Origin of the sequence: Pseudomonas fluorescens (assembly GCF_004683905.1) — a bacterium.
Taxonomy (GTDB): Bacteria; Pseudomonadota; Gammaproteobacteria; order Pseudomonadales; family Pseudomonadaceae; genus Aquipseudomonas; species Aquipseudomonas putida_A.
Genome location: NZ_CP038438.1, coordinates 5,771,624 through 5,795,483, shown reverse-complemented (window position 1 = coordinate 5,795,483; position 23,860 = coordinate 5,771,624). Strand labels below are relative to the sequence as shown.

Below are 23,860 nucleotides of genomic sequence, written 5' to 3'. Positions count from 1 at the left end.
GCTCTCGCTCGAAGGTGTCAGAAAGGTTGGCCTTTTCTTGAAAGATCGCCTCCGATCTTGCCAGACTAGCCGCGGTTCCAGTTGTCCGGGTTCGGCCGCTGAACAAAGTGGTTCAAAAAAGAAAAATTTGGAGCATGACGCATGAAGGCATTAGGTAAAAAGCTTGCTGGCAAGACTCTTCTCGCGCTGTCCGTCGCGGGCATGATGGCGGGTGCGGTTCACGCGGACGACAAGGTGTTGCACGTCTACAACTGGTCCGACTACATCGCTCCTGACACCATCGCCAACTTCGAGAAAGAGTCCGGGATCAAAGTCGTCTACGACGTATTCGACAGCAACGAAACCCTGGAAGCCAAACTGCTGGCGGGCAAATCCGGTTACGACGTGGTTGTGCCGTCGAACAACTTCCTGGCCAAGCAGATCAAGGCGGGCGTTTATCAGGAGCTGGACAAGTCCAAGCTGTCCAACTACGGCAACCTGAACAAATCGCTGCTCAAGGCCGTTTCGGTCAGCGACCCGGACAACAAGCACGCCTTCCCGTACATGTGGGGCTCGATCGGCATCGGCTACAACCCGGAGAAGGTCAAGGCTGCACTGGGCGTCGACACCATCGATTCCTGGGACACTCTGCTCAAGCCGGAGAACATCGCCAAGCTCAAGGGCTGCGGTGTGAGCTTCCTCGACTCGCCGACCGAAATGCTCCCGGTCGCGCTGCACTACCTGGGCCTGCCAACCGACAGCCAGAAGAAAGAAGACATCAAGAAAGCCGAGGAACTGTTCCTCAAGATTCGTCCTTCGATCACCTACTTCCACTCCTCCAAGTACATCTCGGACCTGGCCAACGGCAACATCTGCGTAGCGGTCGGCTACTCGGGTGACGTGCAGCAGGCCAAGTCGCGTGCCGCCGAGGCCGGTGACAAGGTCAAAGTCAGCTACGCCATTCCGAAGGAAGGTGCCGGCAGCTTCTATGACATGGTCGCGATTCCGAAAGATGCGGAAAACATCGACGGCGCCTACAAGTTCATGAACTACCTGCTGCAACCGAAAGTGATGGCCGAGATCACCAACGCGGTGCGCTTCCCTAACGGTAACGCCGAAGCGACCCAGTACGTGAACAAGGACATCACCTCCGATCCAGGCATCTACCCGCCAGCCGACGTGCAGGCCAAGCTGTATGCGATCGCCGATTTGCCGGCCGCTACCCAGCGTGAACTGACCCGCAGCTGGACCAAGATCAAATCCGGTAAATAAGCCGGTTTGACGCAGCAACCACTGGCCGTCGTCGCCGCGACGGCGGCCAGCGGATCAATTAAATGACAGGAAGTTTTGCAGGAACGGTTTTTCGAGGGTAAGTTGCGCGCCGGTTTGGTTGCCGGGCAGCCATGGCTGTCATGTAACGCGGGGCAACTTGGGCCCAACTAATTTAGAGGACCTCCACTTGCCTATTTTTTCTTCTTTGCGCAAAGCCCTGCTGGCCACTGCCGGCCTGACGATTGCTGTCGGAGCCCAGGCCGCCGGTACGGTGCATATTTATAACTGGTCGGATTACATCGGCGAGACCACCCTGGCCGACTTCGAGAAAGCCACCGGGATCAAACCGGTGTACGACGTGTTCGATTCCAACGAGACCCTGGAAGGCAAGCTGCTGGCCGGGCGTACCGGTTACGACGTGGTCGTGCCGTCGAACCATTTTCTCGGCAAGCAGATCAAGGCGGGCGCGTTCCAGAAGCTCGACAAGTCGCAGTTGCCGAACTACTCGAATCTCGATCCGGTGCTGCTCAAGCGCCTGGAACAGAACGACCCGGGCAACCAGTACGCCGTGCCGTACCTGTGGGGCACCAACGGCATCGGCTACAACGTCGAGAAAGTCAAAGCGGTGCTCGGCATCGACAAGATCGACTCCTGGAGCGTGCTGTTCGAGCCGGAGAACATCAAGAAGCTGCACAGCTGTGGCGTCGCGTTCCTCGACTCGGCCGATGAAATGATGCCGACCGTGCTCAACTACATGGGGCTGAACGCCAACAGCACCAATCCGAAGGACTACGCCAAGGCCACCGACAAACTGCTGGCCGTGCGTCCCTACGTGACCTATTTCCACTCGTCGAAATACATCGGTGATCTGGCCAACGGCGACATCTGCGTGGCCATCGGTTTCTCCGGCGATATCTTCCAGGCCAAACACCGTGCCGAAGAAGCCAAGAAGGGCGTGAACATCGCCTACTCGATTCCGAAAGAGGGCGGCGCATTGTGGTTCGACATGCTGGCGATTCCGAAGGATTCGTCCAACGTCAAAGAGGCCCACGCCTTCATCAACTATTTGCTGAAACCTGAGGTGATCGCCCAGGTCAGTGATTACGTCGGTTACGCCAACCCTAACCCCGGGTCGGACAAGCTGATGGAACAGTCCATCCGCACCGATGAAGCGGTTTATCCACCGCAAGCAGTCCTCGACAAGACTTACGTGTCGGTCGAGTTGCCACCCAATATTCAGCGTTTGATGACCCGTAGCTGGACCAAGGTCAAGTCGGGCAAGTAAGGCACAAACTATCCTGGGTTCGTCCGCGTTGGGCGAACTGCACTGTTTTTATCTGGGAGTTTCGTAAATGGCAGTTGCCTCCGGCGCCTATAAGAAAGCCCTCGAGGGCGACCAGACACCTAAGCAGGTGTTGGTCAAAATCGACCGGGTCACGAAGAAGTTCGACGAGACGATTGCCGTGGACGATGTGTCCCTGGAAATCAAGAAAGGCGAGATCTTCGCCCTGCTCGGCGGCTCGGGATCGGGCAAATCCACGCTGCTGCGGATGCTGGCAGGGTTCGAACGGCCCACGGAGGGGCGCATTTTCCTCGACGGCGTCGACATCACCGACATGCCGCCGTACGAGCGACCGATCAACATGATGTTCCAGTCGTATGCCTTGTTCCCGCACATGACCGTGGCGCAGAACATCGCCTTCGGCCTCAAGCAGGACAAGATCCCCAACGCCGAGATTGATGCGCGCGTGGCCGAGATGCTCAAGCTGGTGCAGATGAGCCAGTACGCCAAGCGCAAGCCGCATCAACTGTCCGGCGGTCAGCGTCAGCGTGTGGCACTGGCGCGCTCGCTGGCCAAGCGGCCGAAGCTGCTGCTGCTCGACGAGCCGATGGGCGCACTGGACAAGAAACTGCGTTCGCAGATGCAGCTGGAGCTGGTGGAGATCATCGAGCGCGTCGGCGTGACCTGCGTGATGGTGACCCACGACCAGGAAGAGGCCATGACCATGGCCGAGCGCATCGCGATCATGCACCTGGGCTGGATCGCCCAGATCGGCAGCCCGATCGACATCTACGAAACCCCGACCAGCCGTCTGGTCTGCGAATTCATCGGCAACGTGAACATCTTCGAAGGCGAAGTGATCGACGACGCCGAAGGCCACGCGACCATCACCTGCAAGGACCTCGACCGGCAGATCTACGTCGGCCACGGCATCAGCACCTCGGTGCAAGACAAGTCCGTGACCTACGCGATTCGTCCGGAGAAGCTGCTGGTCACCGCCGAAATGCCGACCTGTGAATACAACTGGTCGAGCGGCAAGGTGCATGACATCGCCTACCTCGGCGGGCACTCGGTGTTCTACGTCGAATTGCCGAGCGGCAAGCTGGTGCAATCGTTCGTTGCCAACGCCGAACGTCGCGGCCAGCGTCCGACCTGGGGCGATCAGGTTTACGTGTGGTGGGAAGACGACAGCGGCGTGGTACTTCGCTCATGAACATGCGCAAGTTCAAACGACGGCTCAACCGAATAATTCCCAATGGCCGGCAACTGGTCATCGGGGTTCCGTTCATCTGGCTGTTCCTGTTCTTCATGCTGCCGTTCTTCATCGTCCTGAAGATCAGCTTCGCTGAAGCCGACGTGGCCATCCCGCCGTACACCGAGATCTACACCTTCGCCGAGCAGAAGCTGCAATTGCTGCTGAACCTGGGCAACTACGCGATGCTGGGCGACGACGAGTTGTACATCGCCGCCTACCTCGGCTCGCTGAAGATGGCGTTCTTCAGCACGCTGCTGTGCCTGCTGATCGGCTACCCGATGGCCTACGCCATCGCCAGTGCGCGCAAAGAGCTGCAGACGGTGCTGGTGCTGCTGATCATGATGCCGACCTGGACTGCGATCCTGATCCGCGTTTACGCGTGGATGGGCATCCTCAGCAACAACGGTCTGCTCAACGGTTTCCTGATGAGCATGGGCTTTATCGACGAGCCGCTGCAGATCCTCAACACCAACCTCGCGGTGTACATCGGCGTGGTTTATTCGTACCTGCCGTTCATGATCCTGCCGCTGTACGCCAACCTGGTGAAGCACGATCAGAGCCTGCTGGAAGCTGCTTCCGACCTCGGTTCGAGCACCTTCAACAGCTTCTGGAAAATCACTATTCCGCTGTCCAAGAACGGGATCATCGCCGGCTGCATGCTGGTGTTCATCCCGGTGGTCGGCGAGTTCGTGATCCCGGAACTGCTCGGCGGCCCGGAAACCCTGATGATCGGTAAAGTGCTCTGGCAAGAGTTCTTCAACAACCGTGACTGGCCGGTGGCGTCCGCCCTGGCGGTGGTGATGCTGGCGATCCTGATTGTGCCGATCATCCTGTTCAACCGCAGTCAGGCCAAGGAAATGGAGGGCAAAGAATGAAACGCATCCGTTTCTCCAGCCTGATGCTGGTACTGGGTCTGTTGTTCATCTACCTGCCGATGCTGATCCTGGTGATCTACTCGTTCAACGCCTCGAAACTGGTGACGGTGTGGGGCGGCTGGTCGATCAAGTGGTACGTCGGCCTGCTCGACAACACCCAACTGATGGGCTCGGTGGTGCGCTCCCTGGAAATCGCCTGCTATACCGCCGTTGCCGCGGTGGCGCTGGGTACGCTGGCCGCCTTCGTGCTGACCCGCATCACCCACTTCAAGGGCCGTACGCTGTTCGGTGGCCTGGTCACCGCGCCGCTGGTGATGCCGGAAGTGATCACCGGTCTGTCGCTGTTGCTGCTGTTCGTAGCCATGGCGCAGATGATCGGCTGGCCGCAGGAACGTGGCATCGTCACCATCTGGATCGCCCACACGACGTTCTGTGCGGCGTATGTGGCGGTGGTGGTGTCGGCGCGTCTGCGTGAGCTGGACCTGTCGATCGAAGAAGCGGCGATGGATCTGGGTGCGCGGCCGTGGAAGGTGTTCTTCCTGATCACCATCCCGATGATCGCGCCATCGCTGGCAGCGGGCGGAATGATGTCGTTCGCCCTGTCGCTGGACGACCTGGTGCTGGCGAGCTTCGTTTCCGGCCCGGGTTCGACCACTCTGCCGATGGAAGTGTTTTCCGCGGTGCGTCTGGGCGTGAAGCCTGAGATCAACGCCGTGGCCAGCCTGATTCTGCTGGCGGTGTCGATCGTGACGTTCATGGTGTGGTTCTTCAGCCGCCGCGCCGAAGAAGCGCGCAAGAAAGCCATCCAGCAAGCCATCGAAGAAGGCGCCGCCGATTCGTGGAAGCAACCGGACGTGCGCCGCGCGCCTGCGCCGGAAGCGGCTTAAAGCAAACTCGGGTTGGCCCCTTTATCAAGGCCAACCCAAATCCAACTGTGGGAGCGGGCTTTTGTGGTGAGGGGATTTATCCCCGATGGGTTGCGAAGCGGCCCCCTCTCTTGATTCAAAAAGAAAGGGACTGCTACGCAGTCCATCGGGGATAAATCCCCTCACCACAGGGCACACCCCCACATTGGGTATTAGGCAGTCCAGGGAGATTGGCGGATGACCTCAACAAAATTCATCGGCTTGAACCCCGGCTCCTGATCCACCAGCACATCGGTCTTCACGTTGCCAAACGTGGTCTGCGGACGATGGCGCAAGCCGTCGGCAAACGCGCAGATGATGCACTCCTTGAAACCTTCCCCGCGTGGATGCGCATGCACCACCGCCTCGCGCTGGGTGCTGCTGAACGCCGCGTAATCCATGCCCAGCACGTCCATCTCGACCCCGGCGGTGACCAGCGCGACGGTCGGCCGCAAGTGCTTTGGCACGCCTGGCGTGGTGTGCAGGGCAATCGACAGCCAGACTTGCTCGATGTCGTCATCGCTCAGCCCGTACGGTTTGAGAAACGCCGCGGCCGCGTTGGCGCCATCCACTTCGAAACGCTCGTCAGCACTGCGATAGCCCTCGACCAGACCGAGGTCGTGGAACATCGCGCCGACGTACAGCAGCTCCGGGTTGTAGGCCAGTTGTTGGCGCTCGCCGCTCAATGCGCCGAACAGAAACACCCGGCGCGAGTGGTGGTAGAGCAGGTCGGATTCGATGTCGCGAATGTACTCGGTGGTGGCCCGGGCGAGGGCGCTGTCGGGGATTTTGATGCCGGCAATGGTCGTGCTCATAAGGTGTTTCCTCGTCGAAAACGCCGTCGTGGCGCTGATGGATGGAGTCTGTTCCCCGAGGCACTAAACGGACAATCAACGCATGGCTGCGATCCTTGCCAATCGACCTGCAAATCGTGCCAACCTCGCTTGTTGAACCTGGATTGGCTAGGGTTGGCTCAATCAACAAGGCAGGCACGGCCCATGTGGGAGCGGGCTTGCTCGCGAAAGCGGTGTGTCATTCAACAGATAAGTTGAATGTAAGGGCCCTTTCGCGAGCAAGCCCGCTCCCACAGGGATTTGTGTTTGCCACAGGCATTGAGGACATTGGAGGCTCATGAACAAAACCGTCGCCATCGTGGTGTTCCCCGGCGTGCAGGCGCTGGATGTCAGCGGGCCGATGGATGTGTTCGCCGAGGCCAACCGGTTTCTGCCGCCCGAGGATCACTATCAATTGGAGGTGATCGGCCTCGAACGCGGGCCGATGGCTTGTTCCAATGGCCTGAGCATCAGCGCTCACCGGCACTTCAGCGAAGCGCTGGACGCTTATGATTTGTTGCTGGTCGCCGGCGGCCCGCAGTTGCCGTTCATGGATTTCGGCAAGCCTTTCGACACCTGGCTGCGCGAGGCCTGCACCCGTGCGCGGCGCTTTGGTTCGATCTGTAACGGCGCGTTCATGCTGGCGCGGGCGGGGTTGCTCGAAGGGCGCACGGTGACCACCCACTGGAACGATGCCGAAGCCTTGGCCCAGTTGTGTCCATCGACCCAAGTCGAGGCCGATCGCCTGTATGTCGAGGACGGTGCGCTCTACACCTCGGCCGGGGTCACCGCCGGGATTGATCTGTCGTTGTACCTGCTGGCCCGCGATCACGGCGCTGAAGTGGCGCTGAGTGTGGCCAAGCGGCTGGTGGTATTCACCCAGCGTTCTGGCGGGCAATCGCAGTTCAGCCCGTTCCTCACGCCGCATGCGGAGCCGACGTCGGCGGTGGCGATGGTGCAGTTTTATGTGCTGGCCAACCTCACCGGGGATTTGACGATTGCCGATCTTGCGAACGCGGCGAACATGAGTGCGCGCAACTTCTCCCGGGTGTTCGCCCGTGAGGCTCGGGTCACCCCGGCGGAGTTCGTCGAAAGTGCGCGAGTGGATGCGGCGCGGGTGCTGCTGGAAAGCACCACGGCACCGCTGAAGACCGTGGCCTATCAGTGCGGGTTTCGCGATGCGCAGCACATGCGCAGTGTGTTCAATCGGCGGTTGGGGGTGACGCCGCAGCAGTTTCGGTTGAATTTTGCGTTGATGCTCTGAGAGATGTGTTGAGTTGGCGGGCCCCATCGCGAGCAGGCTCACTCCTACAATTGGAATGCGTTCCCCTGTAGGAGTGAGCCTGCTCGCGATAGGGCCCGTCCGGCTAACCGAGAACTATTGGGCAGCCCGCGCCGGCAACAGCTTCAAGGTACTACGGGTATTGGCCGTCACCTCTTCCTCGCTGAAATGCGCCTGCACATACATCCCCTCGACGTACTCCTCGGCCTGATCGTCGTAATAGCTGTCGAACGGCACACCGCTCTGGCCGACCGGGTTGATGGTCAGGCTGTGCGCCGGGTCGGCGAAGTCCACCAGGCGCCGCGTCGAAGGTCCATAGGTCACCGGCCATGGCGCCGGGCCGAGCTTGGCCGAGAGATTGTTCGGCACTTCATGACTGCCGGGCGCAGCGAACGGCCCGACATTGACGATCCGGTCCAGCGGCTTCTGCTGACCCAACGGATGACCGTGGGTCAGGGTGTGCGCCGTGCCCCATTGCCAGTCGGGCGGGTTGTCGCCGAGGGTCTGTTTCAGGTGCACCATGCTCGCCTGCCACGCCGCTTTGACGACGTCGGCGCGAGTCTCCTTGTTCGGTGTGTTGCGGTTGTCCCACCACGGCGAGTCCGCATTCGCCGCCAGGCGCGGCAGGGCGGCATCGATCACTCGGGTCGACAGCAGGGTCTCGAAGAAATCGTTGCCCAGCTCATCACGCATCGCCGCATCGGCGAGATCGTAGAGGAACTGGTTGAACACTGTGGCGTTGACCGAATCCAGCGGATAGTCGCCTTGCCACTGCGCCAGTTGCTCGACCAGTTTCAGCTGTGCCGGATCACTCACCACTTCACGCAGCACCGGCAGCAACGGTGCCAGGGTGCGCGGGCCGTAACCGGTGGTGGTGCCCAGTTGCAGTTTCTGGTTGGCCTCGTTGCTCCACTTCAGGTTCTTGTCGCTGAGCTGGCGGTTGAGCTGCTGGCCGCGATCGGCGAGGTTGTAGTAACCGGGGATTTCCATTCCGGTCGGCGACAGCGGCTGGAAGTTGGCCGAGACGATGTAGCCGCGCGCCGGGTTTTCTTCCTGCGGGTTGGCGCTGAACGGGTAGTAGCCGTCCTTGTCCGCCTGATTGCTGCTGCCGTCGAGGATGAACTCGGGCTTCACCCCGGCCGGGCGTTTCGGCAACAGCGCCGAGGCCCACCAGGCGATGTCACCCTTGGCGTTGGCGTAGACGATGTTCAGCCCCGGCGCCTGCACCTTGGTCGCAGCGGCCCGGGCCTTGGCCAGGGTGTCGGCGCGGTTGAGCTGGTAGAAACCTTCGAGAATCGGATTCGGCGTTTCGAGGAACGCCCACCACATGGCGATCGGCGTTTTACCGGCGGCAGTGCCGAGGGCGTCGTTGACGATCGGGCCATGGGGCGACTGGCGCAAGGTCAGCGTCACCGGCGCCTGGCCCTTCACCGCGATCTGCTGCTCGGTGCTGACCAGATCGGTCCACTGGCCGTGGTACCAGACCTGATTCGGGTTGTCCGGGTTGACCTTCTCGGCGATCAGATCCAGATCGTCATTCTGGAACATGGTCAGGCTCCAGCCGAAATCCAGGTTGTGCCCCAGGAATGCGAACGGCACCAGCGCCTGATGATGGCCGTAGAGCTCAAAGCCCGGTGCCGACAGTTGCGCCTCGTACCACACCGACGGCACCGAGAAGCGAATATGCGGATCACCGGCCAGTAGCGGTTTGCCGCTCTGGCTACGGCTGCCGGCGATCACCCAGGCATTGCTGCCTTCGAATTGCGGCAGGCCGTTTTCAATGAGCGCCTGCTCGCTGAGGCGGGCGAGGGCATTGAGGTCTTTCCAGTCGCCGGCGGCGAGGGCCGGGGTCTTATTGGCGTGATCTTTGGCGAGCACGCCTTTGGGCTGCCAGTCGAGGTCGAAGACGTTGAGGTAATCGGCGCCGAGTTGATCGCGCACGTAGGTCAGCAGCGGTTCGGTACGAAACGCGGCGGCGAAGCTGTAGGCCATATAACCGGCGACGCTGATGCTGTCCTCCGCCGTGAACGGCCGCTTGGGAATGCCCAGCACGTCGAACTCCACCGGCGCGACGTGGCTGTCCTGATATTGGTTGATGCCGTCCAGATAGGCTTGCAGGGCCTTCCACGCCGGGGACTGCTTATCGAGACTGGCGACATAGCTGGCAGCGCGTTCACGGATGCGCAGGCTGCGAAACAGTTTGTCGGTGTCGAGCAGCTTCGGCCCGAGCACTTCGGCCAGCTCGCCGCGCGCGAGGCGGCGCATGGCTTCCATCTGGAACAACCGGTCTTGAGCGTGCACGTAGCCGAGGGCGCGATACAGATCGGTTTCGTTCTCGGCACGAATATGCGGCACCCCGCGTTCGTCATAGCGCACGGTCACCGAACCTTGCAGATTGCGCAGCTCTACCTGGCCCTGACGCGTCGGTTGCTTGCTATAGACGTACCCGCCGACTCCGGCGAGCAGGACAACGATGAGCAAGGCAAGAACGGTGAAGACGCGTTTCATGGTGACTCCTTGTGCATGCGGGATTGCCGCCCGTCGGGCTGCAAACAATTAGCACAGACCTTCCGTGCCGTGCATCGCTGTCCTCGAAAAGTCCGGAATGCCTTACTGCGCCACCACCGGCCAAGGGCAATAACAACCGACCGCCAGGGTGTGCGTTGCGTTGACCGGGCGATCATCGGTCAGGGCATTGAGGATCGGTTCGATAAAGCTGTTGCTGGAGTTGCAGGTCAGCCCTTCGCTGTAAGGGCCGAAGTACGCCAGTTTGCCGCTACGGTCCCAGATCGCCACGGCGGGACTGGCCGGGATCTGCTCGGAGCCGGGCAATACCGCGATGGTTTTCAGATTGCTCAGGGTGGCGGGTAACTGGCCGTGGGAGCCGGCGCGCTGCACGGCGAAGAATTCCACACCGCGCGCGCCGTACTGCTCGACCATCTCGGTCAGGTGCTGTTGATTGCCGACGTTGCACGGGCAGGCCGGGTCCCAGAAGTGCACGAGACGGATTTTGCCGGGGCCGGCCAGTTCATCCGGCAGGCGCAACGGATCACCGGAAAACACCGCGGTGTGCTGACTGAACGCGCGCAGATAACGCCCCTGAAACCAGTCGTACGCCGCCCACAGCACCCCGGCACACACAAGCGCGAGCAGGCTGGCAAACAGTGCGGTGCGGTAGGGCGAGCGCATGGTTTTTCGATCCTCGAAGGGGGGCTAGCTTGCCATGCTTGCCGCAACAGATGAATATCGCAGGCCGATAAAGTCTGTTTACCGCTTTGGAATACCCGCATGCCTGACACTTTCGATGCCGATCATTTACGCGCCAGCCTCAAGCCTTTGGCCCAGTGGCAGCCGTTGTCGGACGAGGCCAAGGCGTATCAGCGGTTCTATCAGACCGACTTTCCCGAGCGCGATGTCTGGCGCGGCATGGGCCGGTTCGAGGTGGACGGTTATGAGCTGGTCAGCCATTGCTGGTGGCCGGAGAAGGTCAAGGGCACGCTGTTTCTGCTGCACGGTTTTTACGATCACACCGGGCTGTATCGGCATGTGATCGAGTGGGCGCTGGATCAGGATTTTGCCGTCATCGCCTGCGACTTGCCGGGTCATGGTTTGTCGAGTGGGCCGCGGGCGAGCATTCGCGACTTCTCCGAATACCAGGACGCCTTGCAGGCGTTGTTCGCCGAAGCCAGTTCGATCGCCCTGCCGCAACCCTGGCATCTGTGCGGACAAAGCACTGGCGGCGCGATCGTCGTCGATCATGTGCTCAACCATGGCGAGAACAGTCCGGCGCAGGGCCAGTTGATTCTGCTGGCGCCGCTGGTGCGTCCGCGCGCTTGGGGCTGGTCGCAGCTCAGTTATTACCTGCTGAGGCCTTTCGTGCGGGGCATCGCCCGGCGCTTCAGCGAGAACTCCAACGACCCGGATTTCCTGCCGTTTCTGCAGACCGATCCGTTGCAGCCCAAACGCTTGCCGACGGCGTGGGTCGGTGCGCTGTCGCGCTGGATCATCCGTGTGGAACACGCGAAAAAAAGTCCGCGACGGCCGCTGATCATTCAGGGGCAGGCGGACATGACCGTGGACTGGCAGCACAACTTGCAGGTGCTGAAGTGGAAGTTCGACCGGCCGCAGATTCTGCTGCTGCCGGAGGCGCGGCATCATCTGGCGAATGAGACGCTGGAAATGCGCGAGGAGTATTTCGAGTTTCTGAACAAGCGGATCAGGGGCAGAAATTTATAGTGTTTGTAAGGGCCTCTTCGCGAGCAAGCCCGCTCCCACATGAAACCGCGATCACCTGTGGGAGCGGGCTTGCTCGCGAAGGCGGCCGGTCAGGCAATAAAGATTACTGGCCAAGGTTCGAGGAGCTTTGCCCCACCGCCAACCCCGCCCGAATCGCCGCCAGCGCCGCCTGGTAATACGCCTTGCCCTCGCTGGACTCGGCGAAGGTCGCGAACTGCTCCAGTTCGTCATCCGACAGATCGCGATAAACGTAGAGCAGCGTGTTGTTCAGGTCGGCGCCGATCTGCTCCATCAGGCGCTGGCGCTGGCCGTTCAACATGCCTTGCGCCTGACCGCCGCCGAGCAAGCCGGGGATCATCGAACTCAGACTGTCCGCCGCCACCCCGGCAATCGCCAGGCTGACCTCGGCACCGGCCTCGCGCGCCGGCAGCGCTTGCGCCAGATGGCCGATGATCAGCAGGCGGCTGTCGCTGGCCTGCATCTTCGGCAGGCCCTTGGCGTTCTTCGCCAGTTGATCGCGACGGGTGGCGAGCAATTCAGCGGCGACGATTTTCTTGCCCAGCGGCGATTGAAAGAACGTCAGCGCCGGTTGTGGATCGGCCAGGTGCTGGCGCAATTGCGCTTCGGCACGCTGATCCATGGCTTGGGGGGCGAAGCGCTGGTTGCTGTTGTTGACCAGGGCTTGAAACACCGCCGGCGGCAGGTTGTTCTGGTAGCGCTGCTGCGCGGCACTCAGGGCATCATTGAAATGCGCACGTTGATCTGGCCAGCCGGCGATCTTGTACAGCTGATCGTGGCCGTCCGCCCAGGCGGGCAAAACGCAGAACATCAACAGTGAAAAAAGCAAACGGCGCATAGGGACTCCTGTCAGCAGCGGACTATTCTCCGTGCGGTGCCGGTACTTGTCGAGAATTCGTAGCAAGCCGCTGCGTGGCTCTGTCGGATTTCCTGCCGCCGGCATACTATGCGCGCCATGCAAATATCCTCTGAACACCCGCTGCTGTTACGCATCGTCGACGACCTGGCCGAACACGGCTGGTCGCAGCAGAACATTTTCCTGCCCGCAGGTTTGACCCGCGAGCTGGCGGCCGAGTGCCGCAAACGTGAGGCCGAGGGTGAACTGGCGCCGGCAGCGGTAGGCCGTGGGCCGTTTTCAGAGATTCGCGAGGGTATTCGTGGCGACCACATCCAGTGGATCGACCCGGGCCAGGCCGAAGCCAGCGACCGTTATCTGAACCTGATGGAAAGCCTGCGCGAAGCGCTCAATCGCGGGCTGTTCCTGGGGCTGGAGGATTTCGAGTGCCACTTCGCCCTGTATCCGCCGGGCGCGTTTTACCGCAAGCACGTCGACCGTTTTCGCGACGATGACCGGCGCATGGTTTCGGCGGTGGTCTATCTCAATGACGCGTGGCTGCCGGAAGACGGCGGTCAGTTGCGCATGTATCTGGACGAAGACCGGGTCCACGACGTGCAACCCACCGGCGGCTGTCTGGTGGTGTTCCTCTCCGGTGAGGTGCCGCATGAAGTGCTGCCGGCGCACCGCGAACGCCTGTCGCTGACCGGCTGGTTCCGTCGCCGTGGCAACGAGCCGTTCTGATATGCAGAAGATTCTGGTCAGCCGCTGCCTGTTGGGCCACCGCGTGCGTTACGACGGCGGGGCCAGCGGGCCGTTCGATCTGCTCGAACAGTGGATCGCCGAGGGCCGTGTGGTGCCGCTGTGTCCCGAAGTGGCTGGCGGTTTGCCAACCCCGCGGGCAGCGGCGGAGATCCCGGGCGGGCAGGGCGCGGAAGTGCTCGATGGCACGGCGGCGGTGATCACCAGCGAGGGCGAGGACGTCAGCGCGCAGTTTCTCGATGGTGCGCGGCAAGCGCTGGCGCTGGTGCAAAAGCATGACATCCGCGTGGCGGTGCTCAAGGCCAACAGTCCTTCTTGCGGGAATTTGCTGACCTATGACGGGACGTTCAGTGGGGTGAAGGTCAGTGGCGAAGGCGTGACGGCTGCGCTGCTCAAACGGCATGGGGTGCAGGTGTTCAGTGAGCTCGAACTGCCTGAGGCCGCAATGGCCCTGACCCAACTCGACTGAAAGCCACCCACAAAACCCATGTGGGAGCGGGCTTGCTCGCGAAAGCGGCGGGTCATCCAACCTGTGTATTGCCTGACACGACGCCTTCGGGAGCAAGCCCCCTCCCACAGGGTTTAAGTGTTCATTTGGGCTCGCTGAACCACTTCTCGGACAACGCCGCCAACCGCCCATCCGCCTTGATCCGCTGCAACGCACCCGCAAGGCTCGCCTGAAACGCCGGATTACCCTTCTGAAACGGAATCGCCAACTCCACCGGCACCGCCGTCTTCGGCTTCTCCTCGGTCAGCGCCTGTACCAGCACCATCGGTCGAGGCTGCTCATCCTTCTTCGCCAGCAGCTGCGAATCGACCTTGCCGTAAGGCTCGCTGACGTCGAAACGATCCTTGAGTTCAGGTGTCAGTGCTATGTGGTTAAGCGCGACGTCGTACTTGCCGCTTTCAACGCCCTGGAGCAGGTCGGCTTCGTCGGTGACGATGAAGTCGGCGCGCACATCCAGCTCGTTGGCCAGCAGTTGCCCTAGCTCGACCTCGAACCCCGTGAGTGTGTCGCCATCCTTGAAATTGAAGGGCGGTGTATTAGCCTCAAGGGCAATGCGCAACTCGCCACGGTCGTTGACGTCATCAATCAGTTCGGCGTGAGCCAGAGGGCTCAGAAGGGGTAGCAGGCAGATCAGGCCAGGCAGAAAGCGCATGGTCACTCCTTTGAAGTCATTATTGCGATGCTCTGAGTCAGGCTCGCTTTGCTATGGTTGTCGAGTGCCTTCGACAACGAATGGTCATGAAGTTGTCATGACCGCGCGGATTTTACGGAAAAACTGGAGAAGAGAATGAAAACGTTTATGTCACGAGCAGCCTTGGCTGGCCTGTTGATGAGTGTTTCAGTGCTGGCCAGTGCAGCGACCCCGGCACCCAAGGGCGCCGAAGTGTTCATCGTTTCTCCCGAAGACGGGGCCACGGTTTCTCAGGAGTTCAAGGTCAAGTTCGGGGTCAAGGACGTTGCGCTGGCACCGGCCGGTGACGTCACCAAGAACACCGGTCACCACCACCTGCTGATTGATGCCAAGGAAATCGTTCCGGCCGGTTCCGTCGTGCCGACCGACGCCAACCACATGCACTTCGGCAAGGCACAGACCGAGGCCACGATCAAACTGGCTCCGGGCAAGCACACCTTGCAACTGGAGCTGGGTGACAGCGGCCACATGGCGTTCGATCCGCCGATCGTCTCGAAAAAGATCACCGTCAACGTCGAATGACGTTTTCGCACGCATGAAAAAGGGAGCCCGAAGGCTCCCTTTTTTTGTCGCTCAGCGTCGGATCAGAACAACACGCGGCTACGGATAGTACCGTTGACGTGTTGCAGCTTCTCTTGCGCCAGCTCCGAGTACTCGGCGTCGACGTCGATCACCACGTAACCGACTTTCTCGTTGGTCTGCAGGAACTGACCGGAGATGTTGATACCGTTTTCGGCGAAGACCTTGTTGATCTCGCTCATCACACCCGGGATGTTCTCGTGGATGTGCAGCAGGCGGTGCTTGCCAGGGTGGGCCGGCAGGGCCACTTCCGGGAAGTTCACCGACGACACCGAAGTACCGTTGTCGCTGTACTTGACCAGTTTTTCCGCCACTTCCAGACCGATGTTGGCTTGCGCTTCGGCAGTCGAACCACCGATGTGCGGGGTCAGGATCACGTTGTCCAGGCCACGCAGCGGGCTTTCGAACTCTTCGTCGTTGGAGCGTGGCTCCACCGGGAACACGTCGATGGCCGCGCCGATCAGGTGCTTGTCCTTGATCGCGTCCGCCAGGGCGTCCAGCTCGACCACGGTGCCGCGCGCGGCGTTGATCAGGATGCCGCCCTTCTTGATGGCGCGGATTTCCTTCTCGCCGATCATCCACTGGGTCGCCGCGGTTTCCGGAACGTGCAGGGTGACGATGTCGGACATGCCCAGCAGCTCGTGCAGGTTGCCGACCTGAGTGGCGTTGCCCAGCGGCAGCTTGGTCACGGTGTCGTAGAAGAACACCTGCATCCCTAAGCCTTCCGCCAGAACCGACAGCTGAGTACCGATCGAGCCATAGCCGACGATGCCGAGTTTCTTGCCACGGATCTCGAAGGAGTTGGCTGCGGATTTGATCCAGCCGCCACGGTGGCAGGAAGCGTTTTTCTCAGGGATGCCGCGCAGCAGCAGGATCGCTTCGGCCAGCACCAGTTCCGCGACGGAGCGGGTGTTGGAGTACGGCGCGTTGAACACGGCGATGCCGCGCTCGCGGGCAGCACTCAGGTCAACCTGGTTGGTGCCGATGCAGAAACAGCCGACCGCGACCAGCTTCTTCGCGTGATCGAAGATCTCTTCGGTCAGTTGGGTGCGCGAACGAATGCCGATGAAGTGAGCGTCAGCGATCTTTTCCTTGAGCTCGGCTTCCGGCAAGGAGCCTGTCAGGTATTCGATGCTGGTGTAGCCCGCCGCCTTGAGGACGTCGACAGCCGATTGGTGGACGCCTTCGAGAAGAAGGAACTTGATCTTGCTCTTATCGAGAGAAGTCTTGCTCATCTGCGTAAACCTGTATCCCGGAGAAAAATGGCAGGAAATGGTCAACAGACATTGACCTGGACGACAAGAAAGCCGTCACCGCAGAACTGGCCTTGGGCACTGGCCTGCGGGGTCGGTATGCTAGCATAGCCACCCCGCTAAACACTCATTCCTGCGACGTGAAGCGTCTTCAGGATGACCATGAATTGTTCGAGAGTTCTGTCGATGACCAATCCTGCCCTGATTGATGAACTGAAGACCCTGGTCGAGCCTGGCAAGGTCCTGACCGACGCCGACTCCCTGAACGCGTACGGCAAGGATTGGACCAAGCACTTCGCCCCCGCGCCGAGCGCCATCGTGTTTCCCAAGACCATCGAGCAGGTGCAGGCCATCGTCCGCTGGGCCAACACCCGTAAAGTGGCGCTGGTGCCGTCGGGCGGGCGCACCGGGCTGTCCGCTGCCGCCGTGGCCGCGAATGGCGAAGTGGTGGTGTCGTTCGACTACATGAACCAGATTCTCGACGTGAACCTCACCGACCGCACCGCCGTGTGTCAGCCGGGCGTGGTCACCGAGCACCTGCAGAACGTCGCCGAAGAAAACGGCCTGTACTACCCGGTGGACTTCGCGTCGGCCGGTTCCAGTCAGATTGGCGGCAATATCGGCACCAATGCCGGCGGGATCAAGGTGATTCGCTACGGCATGACCCGTAACTGGGTCGCCGGCCTGAAAGTGGTTACCGGCAAGGGCGATGTGCTGGAGCTGAACAAGGACCTGATCAAGAACGCTACCGGTTACGACCTGCGCCAGTTGTTCATCGGCGCCGAAGGCACCCTCGGCTTTGTGGTCGAAGCGACCATGCGTCTGGATCGCGCACCGAAAAACCTGACCGCCATGGTCCTCGGCACCGCCGACTTCGACTCGATCATGCCGGTGCTCCACGCCTTCCAGGGCAAACTCGACCTGACCGCGTTCGAATTCTTCTCCGACAAGGCCCTGGCCAAAGTGCTGGGGCGTGGCGACGTACCGGCGCCGTTCGAAACCGAGTGCCCGTTCTACGCATTGCTGGAATTCGAGGCGACCAGCGAAGAAGTGGCCAACACGGCGCTGGAAACCTTCGAACACTGCGTCGAGCAAGGCTGGGTGCTGGACGGTGTGATGAGCCAGAGCGAAACCCAGCTGCAGAACCTGTGGAAGCTGCGCGAGTACATCTCCGAGACCATCTCGCACTGGACGCCGTACAAGAACGACATCTCGGTGACCGTGTCGAAAGTCCCGGCATTCCTGCAGGAAATCGACGCGATCGTCGGCGAATACTATCCGGACTTCGAAATTGTCTGGTTCGGCCACATCGGCGACGGCAACCTGCACTTGAATATCCTCAAGCCTGATAACCTGAGCAAGGACGAGTTCTTCGCCAAGTGCGCGACCGTCAACAAGTGGGTGTTCGAAACCGTCGAGAAATATAACGGTTCGATATCCGCCGAGCACGGCGTGGGCATGACCAAGCGCGACTACTTGACCTACAGCCGTTCTCCGGTCGAAATCGAGTACATGAAAGCGGTCAAAGCGGTGTTCGACCCGAACGGCATCATGAACCCGGGCAAGATCTTCGCGGTTTGATTGGCAATCCCTGATGAATCAATGAAGGCAGGAGTCGGTAAATGAGCTATCAGCACCAGTACGTCGACGGCACGCGCATTCACTTCCCGATCGGGAAGGTGGTGTGCATTGGCCGCAATTACGCCGAACACGCCAAGGAACTGGACAACCCGGTGCCTACCGAGCCGTTGCTGTTCATCAAGCCAGGCAGTTGCGTGGTGCCACTGGAAGGCGGTTTCAGCATTCCGACCGAGCGCGGTTCGGTGCACTACGAAGCGGAAATCGCCGTGTTGATCGGCAAGCCGCTGTCGACTAAGCCGAGCCGTGAAGAAGTGCTCGACGCGATCTCCGGGTTCGCCCCGGCGCTGGACCTGACCCTGCGTGACAAGCAGGCCGAGCTCAAGTCCAAGGGCCTGCCATGGGAAATCGCCAAGTCGTTCGACGGCGCGGCGGTGATTGCCCCGTTCGTGGTCGGCAGCACTTTCCCTGACCTGACCGACATCGGCATTCGTCTGACCATCAACGGTGAAGTACGCCAGGACGGCAACAGCAGCGCGATGCTCAACCCGATCGTGCCGATGATCCAGCACATGGCCGGCTGCTTTTCGCTGCAGGCCGGCGACGTGATCCTCACCGGCACGCCAGTGGGCGTCGGCCCGCTGAATGTCGGCGACGACATCGTGCTGGAACTGGTTGGCGCGAGCAGCTTCAGCAGCAGCGTACGTTAATCGCGAAACCGTAACACCCTGTGGGAGCGAGCCTGTTGTGGTGAGGGGATTTATCCCCGATGGCCTGCGCAGCAGTCCCAGCTTTGGGGCCGCTTCGCAGCCCATCGGGGATAAATCCCCTCACCACAGGGCTCACTCCTACATTGGCTCTGTGTCGCGGCTCGCAAAGCCGCACGACAATCCCGCCATTTGCCGTTTTTTTCACATTCTGTCCGGATAATTCCTCTCATTCTGGCATCTGAGCCGGCCTCTTTGTGCTATTACCCATAGCCTGAATATTCGGAACGCGTCCCTGATGTCCGCTCAAACTCAGCTCAAAACTTCCCGTCGTTCACGTTTTGCCCTGCGCTGGTATGTCTGGCTGTTGCTGGTGCTCGCTGTCGCTTATGGCGTGGCGCATATCATGCATTGGGACGACCGTGGCCTGCTGTGGCTGCGCGAGCGACTCGAGACTCAGGCCGAGCAGAAGGCAAGCATCTGGTTGCCGGATTATCGGGCGGTGATCGACGGCAAACTGCTGCCGGGCATGGAAAAGGACGAGGCCTCGGACCTGTCCTACAACCCGCAGACCAAAACCCTGTTTTCGGTGATGGGCAAGAATCCGTTTCTGGTCGAACTGACCCTGCAGGGTGATGTGCTGCGCAAGATGCCGCTGGTGGGCTGGAGCAATCCGGAGGGCGTGACCGTGATGGAAAACGGCCTGATGGCGATCGTCGATGAGCGCGAACACCTGCTGACCATCGTCAAGGTAGATGCCAACACCCGCGAGCTGAATATCGCCGACTTCCCGAAATACGACCTCGGCCCGTCGAAGAACCAGAACAAGGCCTTTGAGGCGATCACCTGGGATCCGCGCAACCAGCAGTTGCTGCTGGGCGAAGAGCGGCCGCCAGCGCTGTTCACCTGGAAAAGCGACGGCAGCCAGATCCTCAAGGGCGACAAGCAGAAGCTGGCCAATGATGAACTGGACATTCGCAACCTCTCGGCACTGGCCATCGACCCGCGTACCGGCCACACCCTGGTGCTGTCGGCCGACTCGCACCTGTTGCTGGAACTGGACGAGAAGGGCGAGCAGGTCAGCTTCATGACCCTGCTTGGCGGCTTCAATGGTTTGAAGGACACCATTCCCCGTGCCGAAGGCGTAACCATGGACGACGCCGGTACGCTGTACATGGTCAGCGAGCCGAACCTGTTCTATCGCTTCGAAAAGCAGAAATAACCACCTTTCACTAATCCTCATATAGGAGCTGCCGCAGGCTGCGATCTTTTGCTTTTGTTTTTCAAGATCAAAAGATCGCAGCCTGCGGCAACTCCTACACAGGGTTGTCTTGTGGCCTGAGGCAAGTGGCCATTAAGCTTCAGTTCAGACAGGCGTGATATTTCATCCGCCTGTTTTGATCCCGAGCCTGCCTGAATGCGTCGACTTGCCCGCCCCAAGCCCCTGTTTATCATCCTGTCGGTTGTTGTCCTGATCGTGTTGATCGCGATCGGCCAATACCTGCGCCTGTTCGAGCGCGCCTGGTTCAATCTGCATACCTTGTGGCAGCCGTTGAGCAGCGAGGCCATTGGTCTGGGTCAATACCGGGTCGAGGTCGAGGCCAGGATCATCGACGGCCTGAACGACGATGTCTCGGCGCTGACCTACGATCCGGTGCGCAAAAGCCTGTTCACCGTGACCAACAAGAATGCCGAGTTGGTCGAGTTGTCCCTCGACGGCAAAATCCTGCGGCGCATCGCGCTGATCGGCTTCGGCGATCCTGAAGCGGTGGAGTTCATCAGCGCCGACACCTATGTGATCACCGACGAGCGCCAGCAACGCCTGATCAAAGTCCATTTGGAGCAGGGCACCACTTTCCTCGATGCGGCGGACGCTGAACAGATGACCCTGGGCGTGCACATGAGCGGTAACAAGGGCTTCGAAGGCCTGGCGTACGATTCAGTGGGCAAGCGTCTGTTCGTCGCCAAGGAGCGTGACCCCATGCTGATTTATGAGGTGCACGGTTTTCCGCACTTCAATCCGGAAAAGTCCTACGCGGTACACGTGATCAACAACCCCAAGCGCGATGCCGGGATGTTCGTGCGCGATCTGTCGAGCCTGCAATACGACGAGCGCAGCGGCCATTTGCTGGCGCTGTCCGACGAGTCGGGGCTGATTCTGGAGCTGGATGTGGACGGGCGGCCGTTGAGCACACTGTCACTGAACAAGGGGCGGCAGGGTTTGCAGAAGAGGGTGCCGCAAGCCGAAGGCATTGCGATGGATGACGACGGGACGTTGTATCTGGTGAGTGAACCGAACTTGTTTTACGTCTTCAAGAAACCTGCGCAAAACTGACTGACACCCCAAAAAACCAAATGTGGGAGCGGGCTTGCTCGCGAATGCGGTGTATCAGACAAATTAATGTATCTGACACACCGCATTCGCGAGCAAGCCCGCTCCCACAGGGGGTAACGCAATTACCCTCAAGAATGGGGCGGCCGGGCTTACTCAGCCTTCAGGGTTTTCACACCTTCGCTGGTGCCCAGCAACAGCAGATCCGCCGGACGCGCCGCGAACAGGCCATTGGTGACCACGCCGACGATCGCGTTGATCTGCGCTTCCAGCTCCACCGGGTTGGTGATCTGCAGGTTGAACACGTCGAGGATGATGTTGCCGTTGTCGGTCAATACGCCTTCGCGGTAAACCGGGTCGCCGCCCAGTTTCACCAATTGGCGGGCGACGTGGCTGCGGGCCATCGGGATCACTTCGACCGGCAGCGGGAATTCGCCCAGCACCGGCACCAGTTTGCTGGCGTCGGCGATGCAGATGAAGGTCTTGGCCACGGCCGCGACGATCTTCTCGCGAGTCAGGGCGGCGCCGCCACCCTTGATCAGGTTCAGGTGCGCGTCACTCTCGTCGGCGCCGTCGACGTAGAACTCGAGGTCGCTGACGGTGTTCAGCTCATACACCGGAATCCCGTGGCCCTTGAGGCGTGCGGCAGTGGCTTCGGAGCTGGCGACCGCGCCATCGAACGCGCCCTTGTGCTGGGCCAGCGCATCGATGAAACAGTTGGCGGTGGAGCCGGTGCCGACCCCGACGATGCTCTTGTCGTCGAGTTTCGGAAGGATGAAGTCGACGGCGGCCTGAGCCACTGCCTGTTTGAGTTGATCCTGGGTCATGCGGGCTCCGGAAGCGGGCAAGGTGAGTGCGGAAAGGCCGGCATTATAGGCCTCGCGACAAGGCAGGGGGAAACACTCCTGTGGTGAGGGGATTTATCCCCGATGGAGGGCGAAGCGCTCCCCAGCACTCCTCCCAAATATTGCGCTCTCAGGTTGACGACGGCTGCGCCGCCGATCGGGGATAAATCCCCTCACCACAATGAGGTTTACATCACAAACTGTTCGCCCCAGCTAAAACCCCCTGTTCAGTGTGGTCGTGCGCCCAAAAGCCGGGTTAGACTCGTCGGTCCCGCCCAATCGCCAGTGATGCTTTCCGATGCTCGAACAGTACGTCAAAAAGATCCTCACCTCGCGCGTTTATGACGTTGCCGTAGAAACCCCGCTGCAGAACGCTCGCCAGCTCTCCGAGCGGCTGGGCAATGACATCTGGCTCAAGCGTGAAGACTTGCAGCCGGTGTTCTCGTTCAAGATTCGCGGCGCGTACAACAAGTTGACCCAGCTGACTGACGAAGAGCGCGCCCGTGGCGTGGTTACCGCGTCGGCGGGCAACCATGCGCAAGGTCTGGCGCTGGCGGCGAAAGTGCTGGGCGTGAAAGCGACCATCGTGATGCCCAAGACCACCCCGGAGATCAAGGTCGAAGGCGTGCGTTCGCGCGGCGGCAAAGTGGTGCTGCACGGCGATTCCTTCCCGGAAGCCTTGGCGTACTCGCTGAAACTGGTCGATGAAAAGGGCTACGTCTACATCCACCCGTACGACGATCCACACACCATTGCCGGGCAGGGCACCGTGGCGATGGAAATTCTGCGCCAGCACCCGCAACCGCTGGACGCGATTTTCGTGCCGGTCGGCGGCGGCGGTCTGATTGCCGGTATTGCGGCGTACGTGAAATACCTGCGTCCGGACATCAAGGTCATCGGCGTCGAGCCGGACGACTCCAACTGCCTGCAAGCGGCCATGGCCGCCGGCGAGCGCGTGGTGCTGCCGACCGTGGGCATCTTCGCCGACGGCGTGGCTGTGGCGCAGATCGGCCAGCACACGTTTGATATCTGCAAAGACTATGTCGACGAAGTGATCACCGTCAGCACCGACGAAATCTGCGCGGCCATCAAGGATATCTACGACGATACCCGCTCGATCACCGAACCTGCCGGCGCCTTGGGCGTGGCCGGGATCAAGAAGTACGTCGAGTTGCGCGGCGTCAGTGGCCAGACCTTCGTCGCCATCGACTCTGGAGCCAACGTCAACTTCGATCGCCTGCGCCACGTCGCCGAGCGCGCCGAGCTGGGCGAGGGTCGCGAAGCGATCATCGCCGTGACCATCCCGGAGCAGGCCGGCAGCTTCAAGGCGTTTTGCGAAGCGATCGGCAAGCGCCAGATCACCGAATTCAACTACCGCTACAACACCGGCAGCGAAGCGCACATCTTCGTCGGCGTGCAGACTCACCCGGAAAACGACCCACGCAGCGCACTGCTGGCGAGCCTGACCGAGCAGGGCTTCCCGGTACTCGACCTGACCGACAACGAACTGGCCAAGTTGCACATCCGCCACATGGTCGGCGGCCACGCGGCGCACGTGATCGACGAAGTGGTGTTTCGCTTCGAATTCCCGGAGCGTCCGGGCGCGCTGTTCAACTTTCTCAACAAGCTCGGCGGGCGCTGGAACATCTCGATGTTCCACTATCGCAATCATGGCGCGGCGGATGGTCGCGTCGTCGCAGGCCTGCAAGTACCGCATGACGAGCGTCATCTGGTGCCGGCGGCACTGGAAGAAATCGGTTACCCGTACTGGGATGAAAGCGAGAACCCGGCCTATCAGCTGTTTCTTGGCTGAGCGGCTACGCTGATGGGCAG

Annotated in this window: 22 protein-coding genes; 15 read left to right on the top strand and 7 right to left on the bottom strand. The window is 60.8% G+C overall.

Annotated elements, in window-relative coordinates; genetic code table 11:
* Window positions 1-141 precede the first annotated feature (141 nt).
* The 5 genes from E4T63_RS26870 (at window position 142) to E4T63_RS26850 (ending at window position 5,550) form a co-directional block, all read left to right on the top strand.
* Window positions 142-1,251, top strand: coding sequence for a polyamine ABC transporter substrate-binding protein (locus E4T63_RS26870; protein WP_098966147.1), 1,110 nt, complete (start codon window positions 142-144; stop codon window positions 1,249-1,251).
* A 187-nt stretch (window positions 1,252-1,438) separates the two neighbouring features.
* Window positions 1,439-2,536, top strand: coding sequence for a polyamine ABC transporter substrate-binding protein (locus tag E4T63_RS26865; protein WP_098966145.1), 1,098 nt, complete (start codon window positions 1,439-1,441; stop codon window positions 2,534-2,536).
* A 67-nt stretch (window positions 2,537-2,603) separates the two neighbouring features.
* Window positions 2,604-3,746: an ABC transporter ATP-binding protein gene (locus E4T63_RS26860; RefSeq protein WP_003229245.1), complete on the top strand. Its 1,143-nt coding sequence runs from the start codon at window positions 2,604-2,606 to the stop codon at window positions 3,744-3,746.
* 35 nt (window positions 3,747-3,781) lie between these two features.
* Window positions 3,782-4,663, top strand: a complete 882-nt coding sequence (locus E4T63_RS26855) for an ABC transporter permease subunit (RefSeq protein WP_171061891.1) — start codon at window positions 3,782-3,784, stop codon at window positions 4,661-4,663.
* Window positions 4,660-5,550: an ABC transporter permease subunit gene (locus E4T63_RS26850; protein ID WP_027610518.1), complete on the top strand. Its 891-nt coding sequence runs from the start codon at window positions 4,660-4,662 to the stop codon at window positions 5,548-5,550. The genes E4T63_RS26855 and E4T63_RS26850 overlap by 4 nt, the downstream gene beginning before the upstream one ends.
* Window positions 5,551-5,741: 191 nt before the next feature.
* Here the strand turns inward: E4T63_RS26850 and E4T63_RS26845 are convergent, their stop codons facing one another.
* Window positions 5,742-6,383 (bottom strand): HD domain-containing protein, encoded by a 642-nt coding sequence (locus E4T63_RS26845; RefSeq protein ID WP_027610519.1) that lies wholly within the window; start codon window positions 6,381-6,383, stop codon window positions 5,742-5,744.
* Window positions 6,384-6,699: 316 nt separating this feature from the next.
* On the opposite strand from E4T63_RS26845, the gene E4T63_RS26840 reads away from it, so the two are divergent.
* Window positions 6,700-7,665 carry a GlxA family transcriptional regulator gene (locus E4T63_RS26840; protein WP_135296794.1) on the top strand — a complete coding sequence of 322 codons (966 nt, stop codon included), beginning with the start codon at window positions 6,700-6,702 and terminating at the stop codon, window positions 7,663-7,665.
* Between the two features lie 114 nt (window positions 7,666-7,779).
* Here E4T63_RS26840 and E4T63_RS26835 read toward each other — a convergent pair whose 3' ends face one another.
* Together E4T63_RS26835 and E4T63_RS26830 are read right to left on the bottom strand one after the other, a co-directional pair.
* Entirely contained in the window at window positions 7,780-10,191 is a 2,412-nt protein-coding gene (locus tag E4T63_RS26835; RefSeq protein WP_135296793.1) for a penicillin acylase family protein, read from the bottom strand.
* 102 nt (window positions 10,192-10,293) lie between these two features.
* Window positions 10,294-10,872 carry a DUF6436 domain-containing protein gene (locus E4T63_RS26830; RefSeq protein ID WP_135296792.1) on the bottom strand — a complete coding sequence of 193 codons (579 nt, stop codon included), beginning with the start codon at window positions 10,870-10,872 and terminating at the stop codon, window positions 10,294-10,296.
* A 99-nt stretch (window positions 10,873-10,971) separates the two neighbouring features.
* Between E4T63_RS26830 and E4T63_RS26825 the strand changes: the two genes are divergently transcribed.
* Window positions 10,972-11,919, top strand: a complete 948-nt coding sequence (locus E4T63_RS26825; protein ID WP_135296791.1) for an alpha/beta hydrolase — start codon at window positions 10,972-10,974, stop codon at window positions 11,917-11,919.
* Between the two features lie 103 nt (window positions 11,920-12,022).
* Here the strand turns inward: E4T63_RS26825 and E4T63_RS26820 are convergent, their stop codons facing one another.
* On the bottom strand, window positions 12,023-12,775 hold the full coding sequence (locus E4T63_RS26820; protein WP_097088904.1) for a DUF2059 domain-containing protein: 753 nt from the start codon (window positions 12,773-12,775) through the stop codon (window positions 12,023-12,025).
* A 108-nt stretch (window positions 12,776-12,883) separates the two neighbouring features.
* Here E4T63_RS26820 and E4T63_RS26815 point away from each other — a divergent pair, with 108 nt between their 5' ends.
* Window positions 12,884-13,516, top strand: a complete 633-nt coding sequence (locus E4T63_RS26815) for a 2OG-Fe(II) oxygenase (RefSeq protein ID WP_103369653.1) — start codon at window positions 12,884-12,886, stop codon at window positions 13,514-13,516.
* A 1-nt stretch (window position 13,517) separates the two neighbouring features.
* Complete coding sequence (locus E4T63_RS26810) at window positions 13,518-14,003, top strand: DUF523 domain-containing protein (protein WP_135296790.1); 486 nt, start codon at window positions 13,518-13,520, stop codon at window positions 14,001-14,003.
* 121 nt (window positions 14,004-14,124) lie between these two features.
* Here the strand turns inward: E4T63_RS26810 and E4T63_RS26805 are convergent, their stop codons facing one another.
* A complete protein-coding gene (locus E4T63_RS26805) occupies window positions 14,125-14,694 on the bottom strand; it encodes a transporter substrate-binding domain-containing protein (RefSeq protein ID WP_135296789.1) in 570 nt (189 codons plus the stop codon).
* A gap of 135 nt (window positions 14,695-14,829) precedes the next feature.
* On the opposite strand from E4T63_RS26805, the gene E4T63_RS26800 reads away from it, so the two are divergent.
* Window positions 14,830-15,255 (top strand): DUF4399 domain-containing protein, encoded by a 426-nt coding sequence (locus E4T63_RS26800; protein ID WP_135296788.1) that lies wholly within the window; start codon window positions 14,830-14,832, stop codon window positions 15,253-15,255.
* 62 nt (window positions 15,256-15,317) lie between these two features.
* Here E4T63_RS26800 and serA read toward each other — a convergent pair whose 3' ends face one another.
* Complete coding sequence (gene serA / locus E4T63_RS26795) at window positions 15,318-16,547, bottom strand: phosphoglycerate dehydrogenase (RefSeq protein WP_003229219.1); 1,230 nt, start codon at window positions 16,545-16,547, stop codon at window positions 15,318-15,320.
* Between the two features lie 204 nt (window positions 16,548-16,751).
* On the opposite strand from serA, the gene E4T63_RS26790 reads away from it, so the two are divergent.
* The 4 genes from E4T63_RS26790 (at window position 16,752) to E4T63_RS26775 (ending at window position 21,185) form a co-directional block, all read left to right on the top strand.
* Window positions 16,752-18,146, top strand: a complete 1,395-nt coding sequence (locus E4T63_RS26790) for an FAD-binding oxidoreductase (RefSeq protein ID WP_098966131.1) — start codon at window positions 16,752-16,754, stop codon at window positions 18,144-18,146.
* Window positions 18,147-18,187: 41 nt separating this feature from the next.
* On the top strand, window positions 18,188-18,853 hold the full coding sequence (locus E4T63_RS26785; RefSeq protein ID WP_027610530.1) for a fumarylacetoacetate hydrolase family protein: 666 nt from the start codon (window positions 18,188-18,190) through the stop codon (window positions 18,851-18,853).
* A gap of 295 nt (window positions 18,854-19,148) precedes the next feature.
* Window positions 19,149-20,072, top strand: a complete 924-nt coding sequence (locus tag E4T63_RS26780) for an SdiA-regulated domain-containing protein (RefSeq protein WP_134784902.1) — start codon at window positions 19,149-19,151, stop codon at window positions 20,070-20,072.
* Window positions 20,073-20,267: 195 nt separating this feature from the next.
* Window positions 20,268-21,185 carry an SdiA-regulated domain-containing protein gene (locus tag E4T63_RS26775; protein ID WP_135296787.1) on the top strand — a complete coding sequence of 306 codons (918 nt, stop codon included), beginning with the start codon at window positions 20,268-20,270 and terminating at the stop codon, window positions 21,183-21,185.
* Window positions 21,186-21,334: 149 nt separating this feature from the next.
* Here the strand turns inward: E4T63_RS26775 and rpiA are convergent, their stop codons facing one another.
* Window positions 21,335-22,009 (bottom strand): ribose-5-phosphate isomerase RpiA, encoded by a 675-nt coding sequence (gene rpiA / locus E4T63_RS26770; RefSeq protein ID WP_007913886.1) that lies wholly within the window; start codon window positions 22,007-22,009, stop codon window positions 21,335-21,337.
* A gap of 316 nt (window positions 22,010-22,325) precedes the next feature.
* On the opposite strand from rpiA, the gene ilvA reads away from it, so the two are divergent.
* The gene (gene ilvA / locus E4T63_RS26765) at window positions 22,326-23,840 is read left to right on the top strand and encodes a threonine ammonia-lyase, biosynthetic (RefSeq protein ID WP_027610533.1); all 1,515 of its coding nucleotides are present in this window, start codon (window positions 22,326-22,328) and stop codon (window positions 23,838-23,840) included.
* Window positions 23,841-23,860: the final 20 nt, after the last annotated feature.

Coding starts and splice junctions, on each gene's coding strand:
- E4T63_RS26870 (WP_098966147.1), top strand. CDS start 142: ATGAAGGCATTAGGTAAAAAGCTTGCTGGCAAGACTCTTCTCGCGCTG.
- E4T63_RS26860 (WP_003229245.1), top strand. CDS start 2,604: ATGGCAGTTGCCTCCGGCGCCTATAAGAAAGCCCTCGAGGGCGACCAG.
- E4T63_RS26850 (WP_027610518.1), top strand. CDS start 4,660: ATGAAACGCATCCGTTTCTCCAGCCTGATGCTGGTACTGGGTCTGTTG.
- E4T63_RS26845 (WP_027610519.1), bottom strand. CDS start 6,383: ATGAGCACGACCATTGCCGGCATCAAAATCCCCGACAGCGCCCTCGCC.
- E4T63_RS26840 (WP_135296794.1), top strand. CDS start 6,700: ATGAACAAAACCGTCGCCATCGTGGTGTTCCCCGGCGTGCAGGCGCTG.
- E4T63_RS26835 (WP_135296793.1), bottom strand. CDS start 10,191: ATGAAACGCGTCTTCACCGTTCTTGCCTTGCTCATCGTTGTCCTGCTC.
- E4T63_RS26830 (WP_135296792.1), bottom strand. CDS start 10,872: ATGCGCTCGCCCTACCGCACCGCACTGTTTGCCAGCCTGCTCGCGCTT.
- E4T63_RS26825 (WP_135296791.1), top strand. CDS start 10,972: ATGCCTGACACTTTCGATGCCGATCATTTACGCGCCAGCCTCAAGCCT.
- E4T63_RS26820 (WP_097088904.1), bottom strand. CDS start 12,775: ATGCGCCGTTTGCTTTTTTCACTGTTGATGTTCTGCGTTTTGCCCGCC.
- E4T63_RS26815 (WP_103369653.1), top strand. CDS start 12,884: ATGCGCGCCATGCAAATATCCTCTGAACACCCGCTGCTGTTACGCATC.
- E4T63_RS26810 (WP_135296790.1), top strand. CDS start 13,518: ATGCAGAAGATTCTGGTCAGCCGCTGCCTGTTGGGCCACCGCGTGCGT.
- E4T63_RS26805 (WP_135296789.1), bottom strand. CDS start 14,694: ATGCGCTTTCTGCCTGGCCTGATCTGCCTGCTACCCCTTCTGAGCCCT.
- E4T63_RS26800 (WP_135296788.1), top strand. CDS start 14,830: ATGAAAACGTTTATGTCACGAGCAGCCTTGGCTGGCCTGTTGATGAGT.
- serA (WP_003229219.1), bottom strand. CDS start 16,547: ATGAGCAAGACTTCTCTCGATAAGAGCAAGATCAAGTTCCTTCTTCTC.
- E4T63_RS26790 (WP_098966131.1), top strand. CDS start 16,752: ATGACCAATCCTGCCCTGATTGATGAACTGAAGACCCTGGTCGAGCCT.
- E4T63_RS26785 (WP_027610530.1), top strand. CDS start 18,188: ATGAGCTATCAGCACCAGTACGTCGACGGCACGCGCATTCACTTCCCG.
- E4T63_RS26780 (WP_134784902.1), top strand. CDS start 19,149: ATGTCCGCTCAAACTCAGCTCAAAACTTCCCGTCGTTCACGTTTTGCC.
- E4T63_RS26775 (WP_135296787.1), top strand. CDS start 20,268: ATGCGTCGACTTGCCCGCCCCAAGCCCCTGTTTATCATCCTGTCGGTT.
- rpiA (WP_007913886.1), bottom strand. CDS start 22,009: ATGACCCAGGATCAACTCAAACAGGCAGTGGCTCAGGCCGCCGTCGAC.
- ilvA (WP_027610533.1), top strand. CDS start 22,326: ATGCTCGAACAGTACGTCAAAAAGATCCTCACCTCGCGCGTTTATGAC.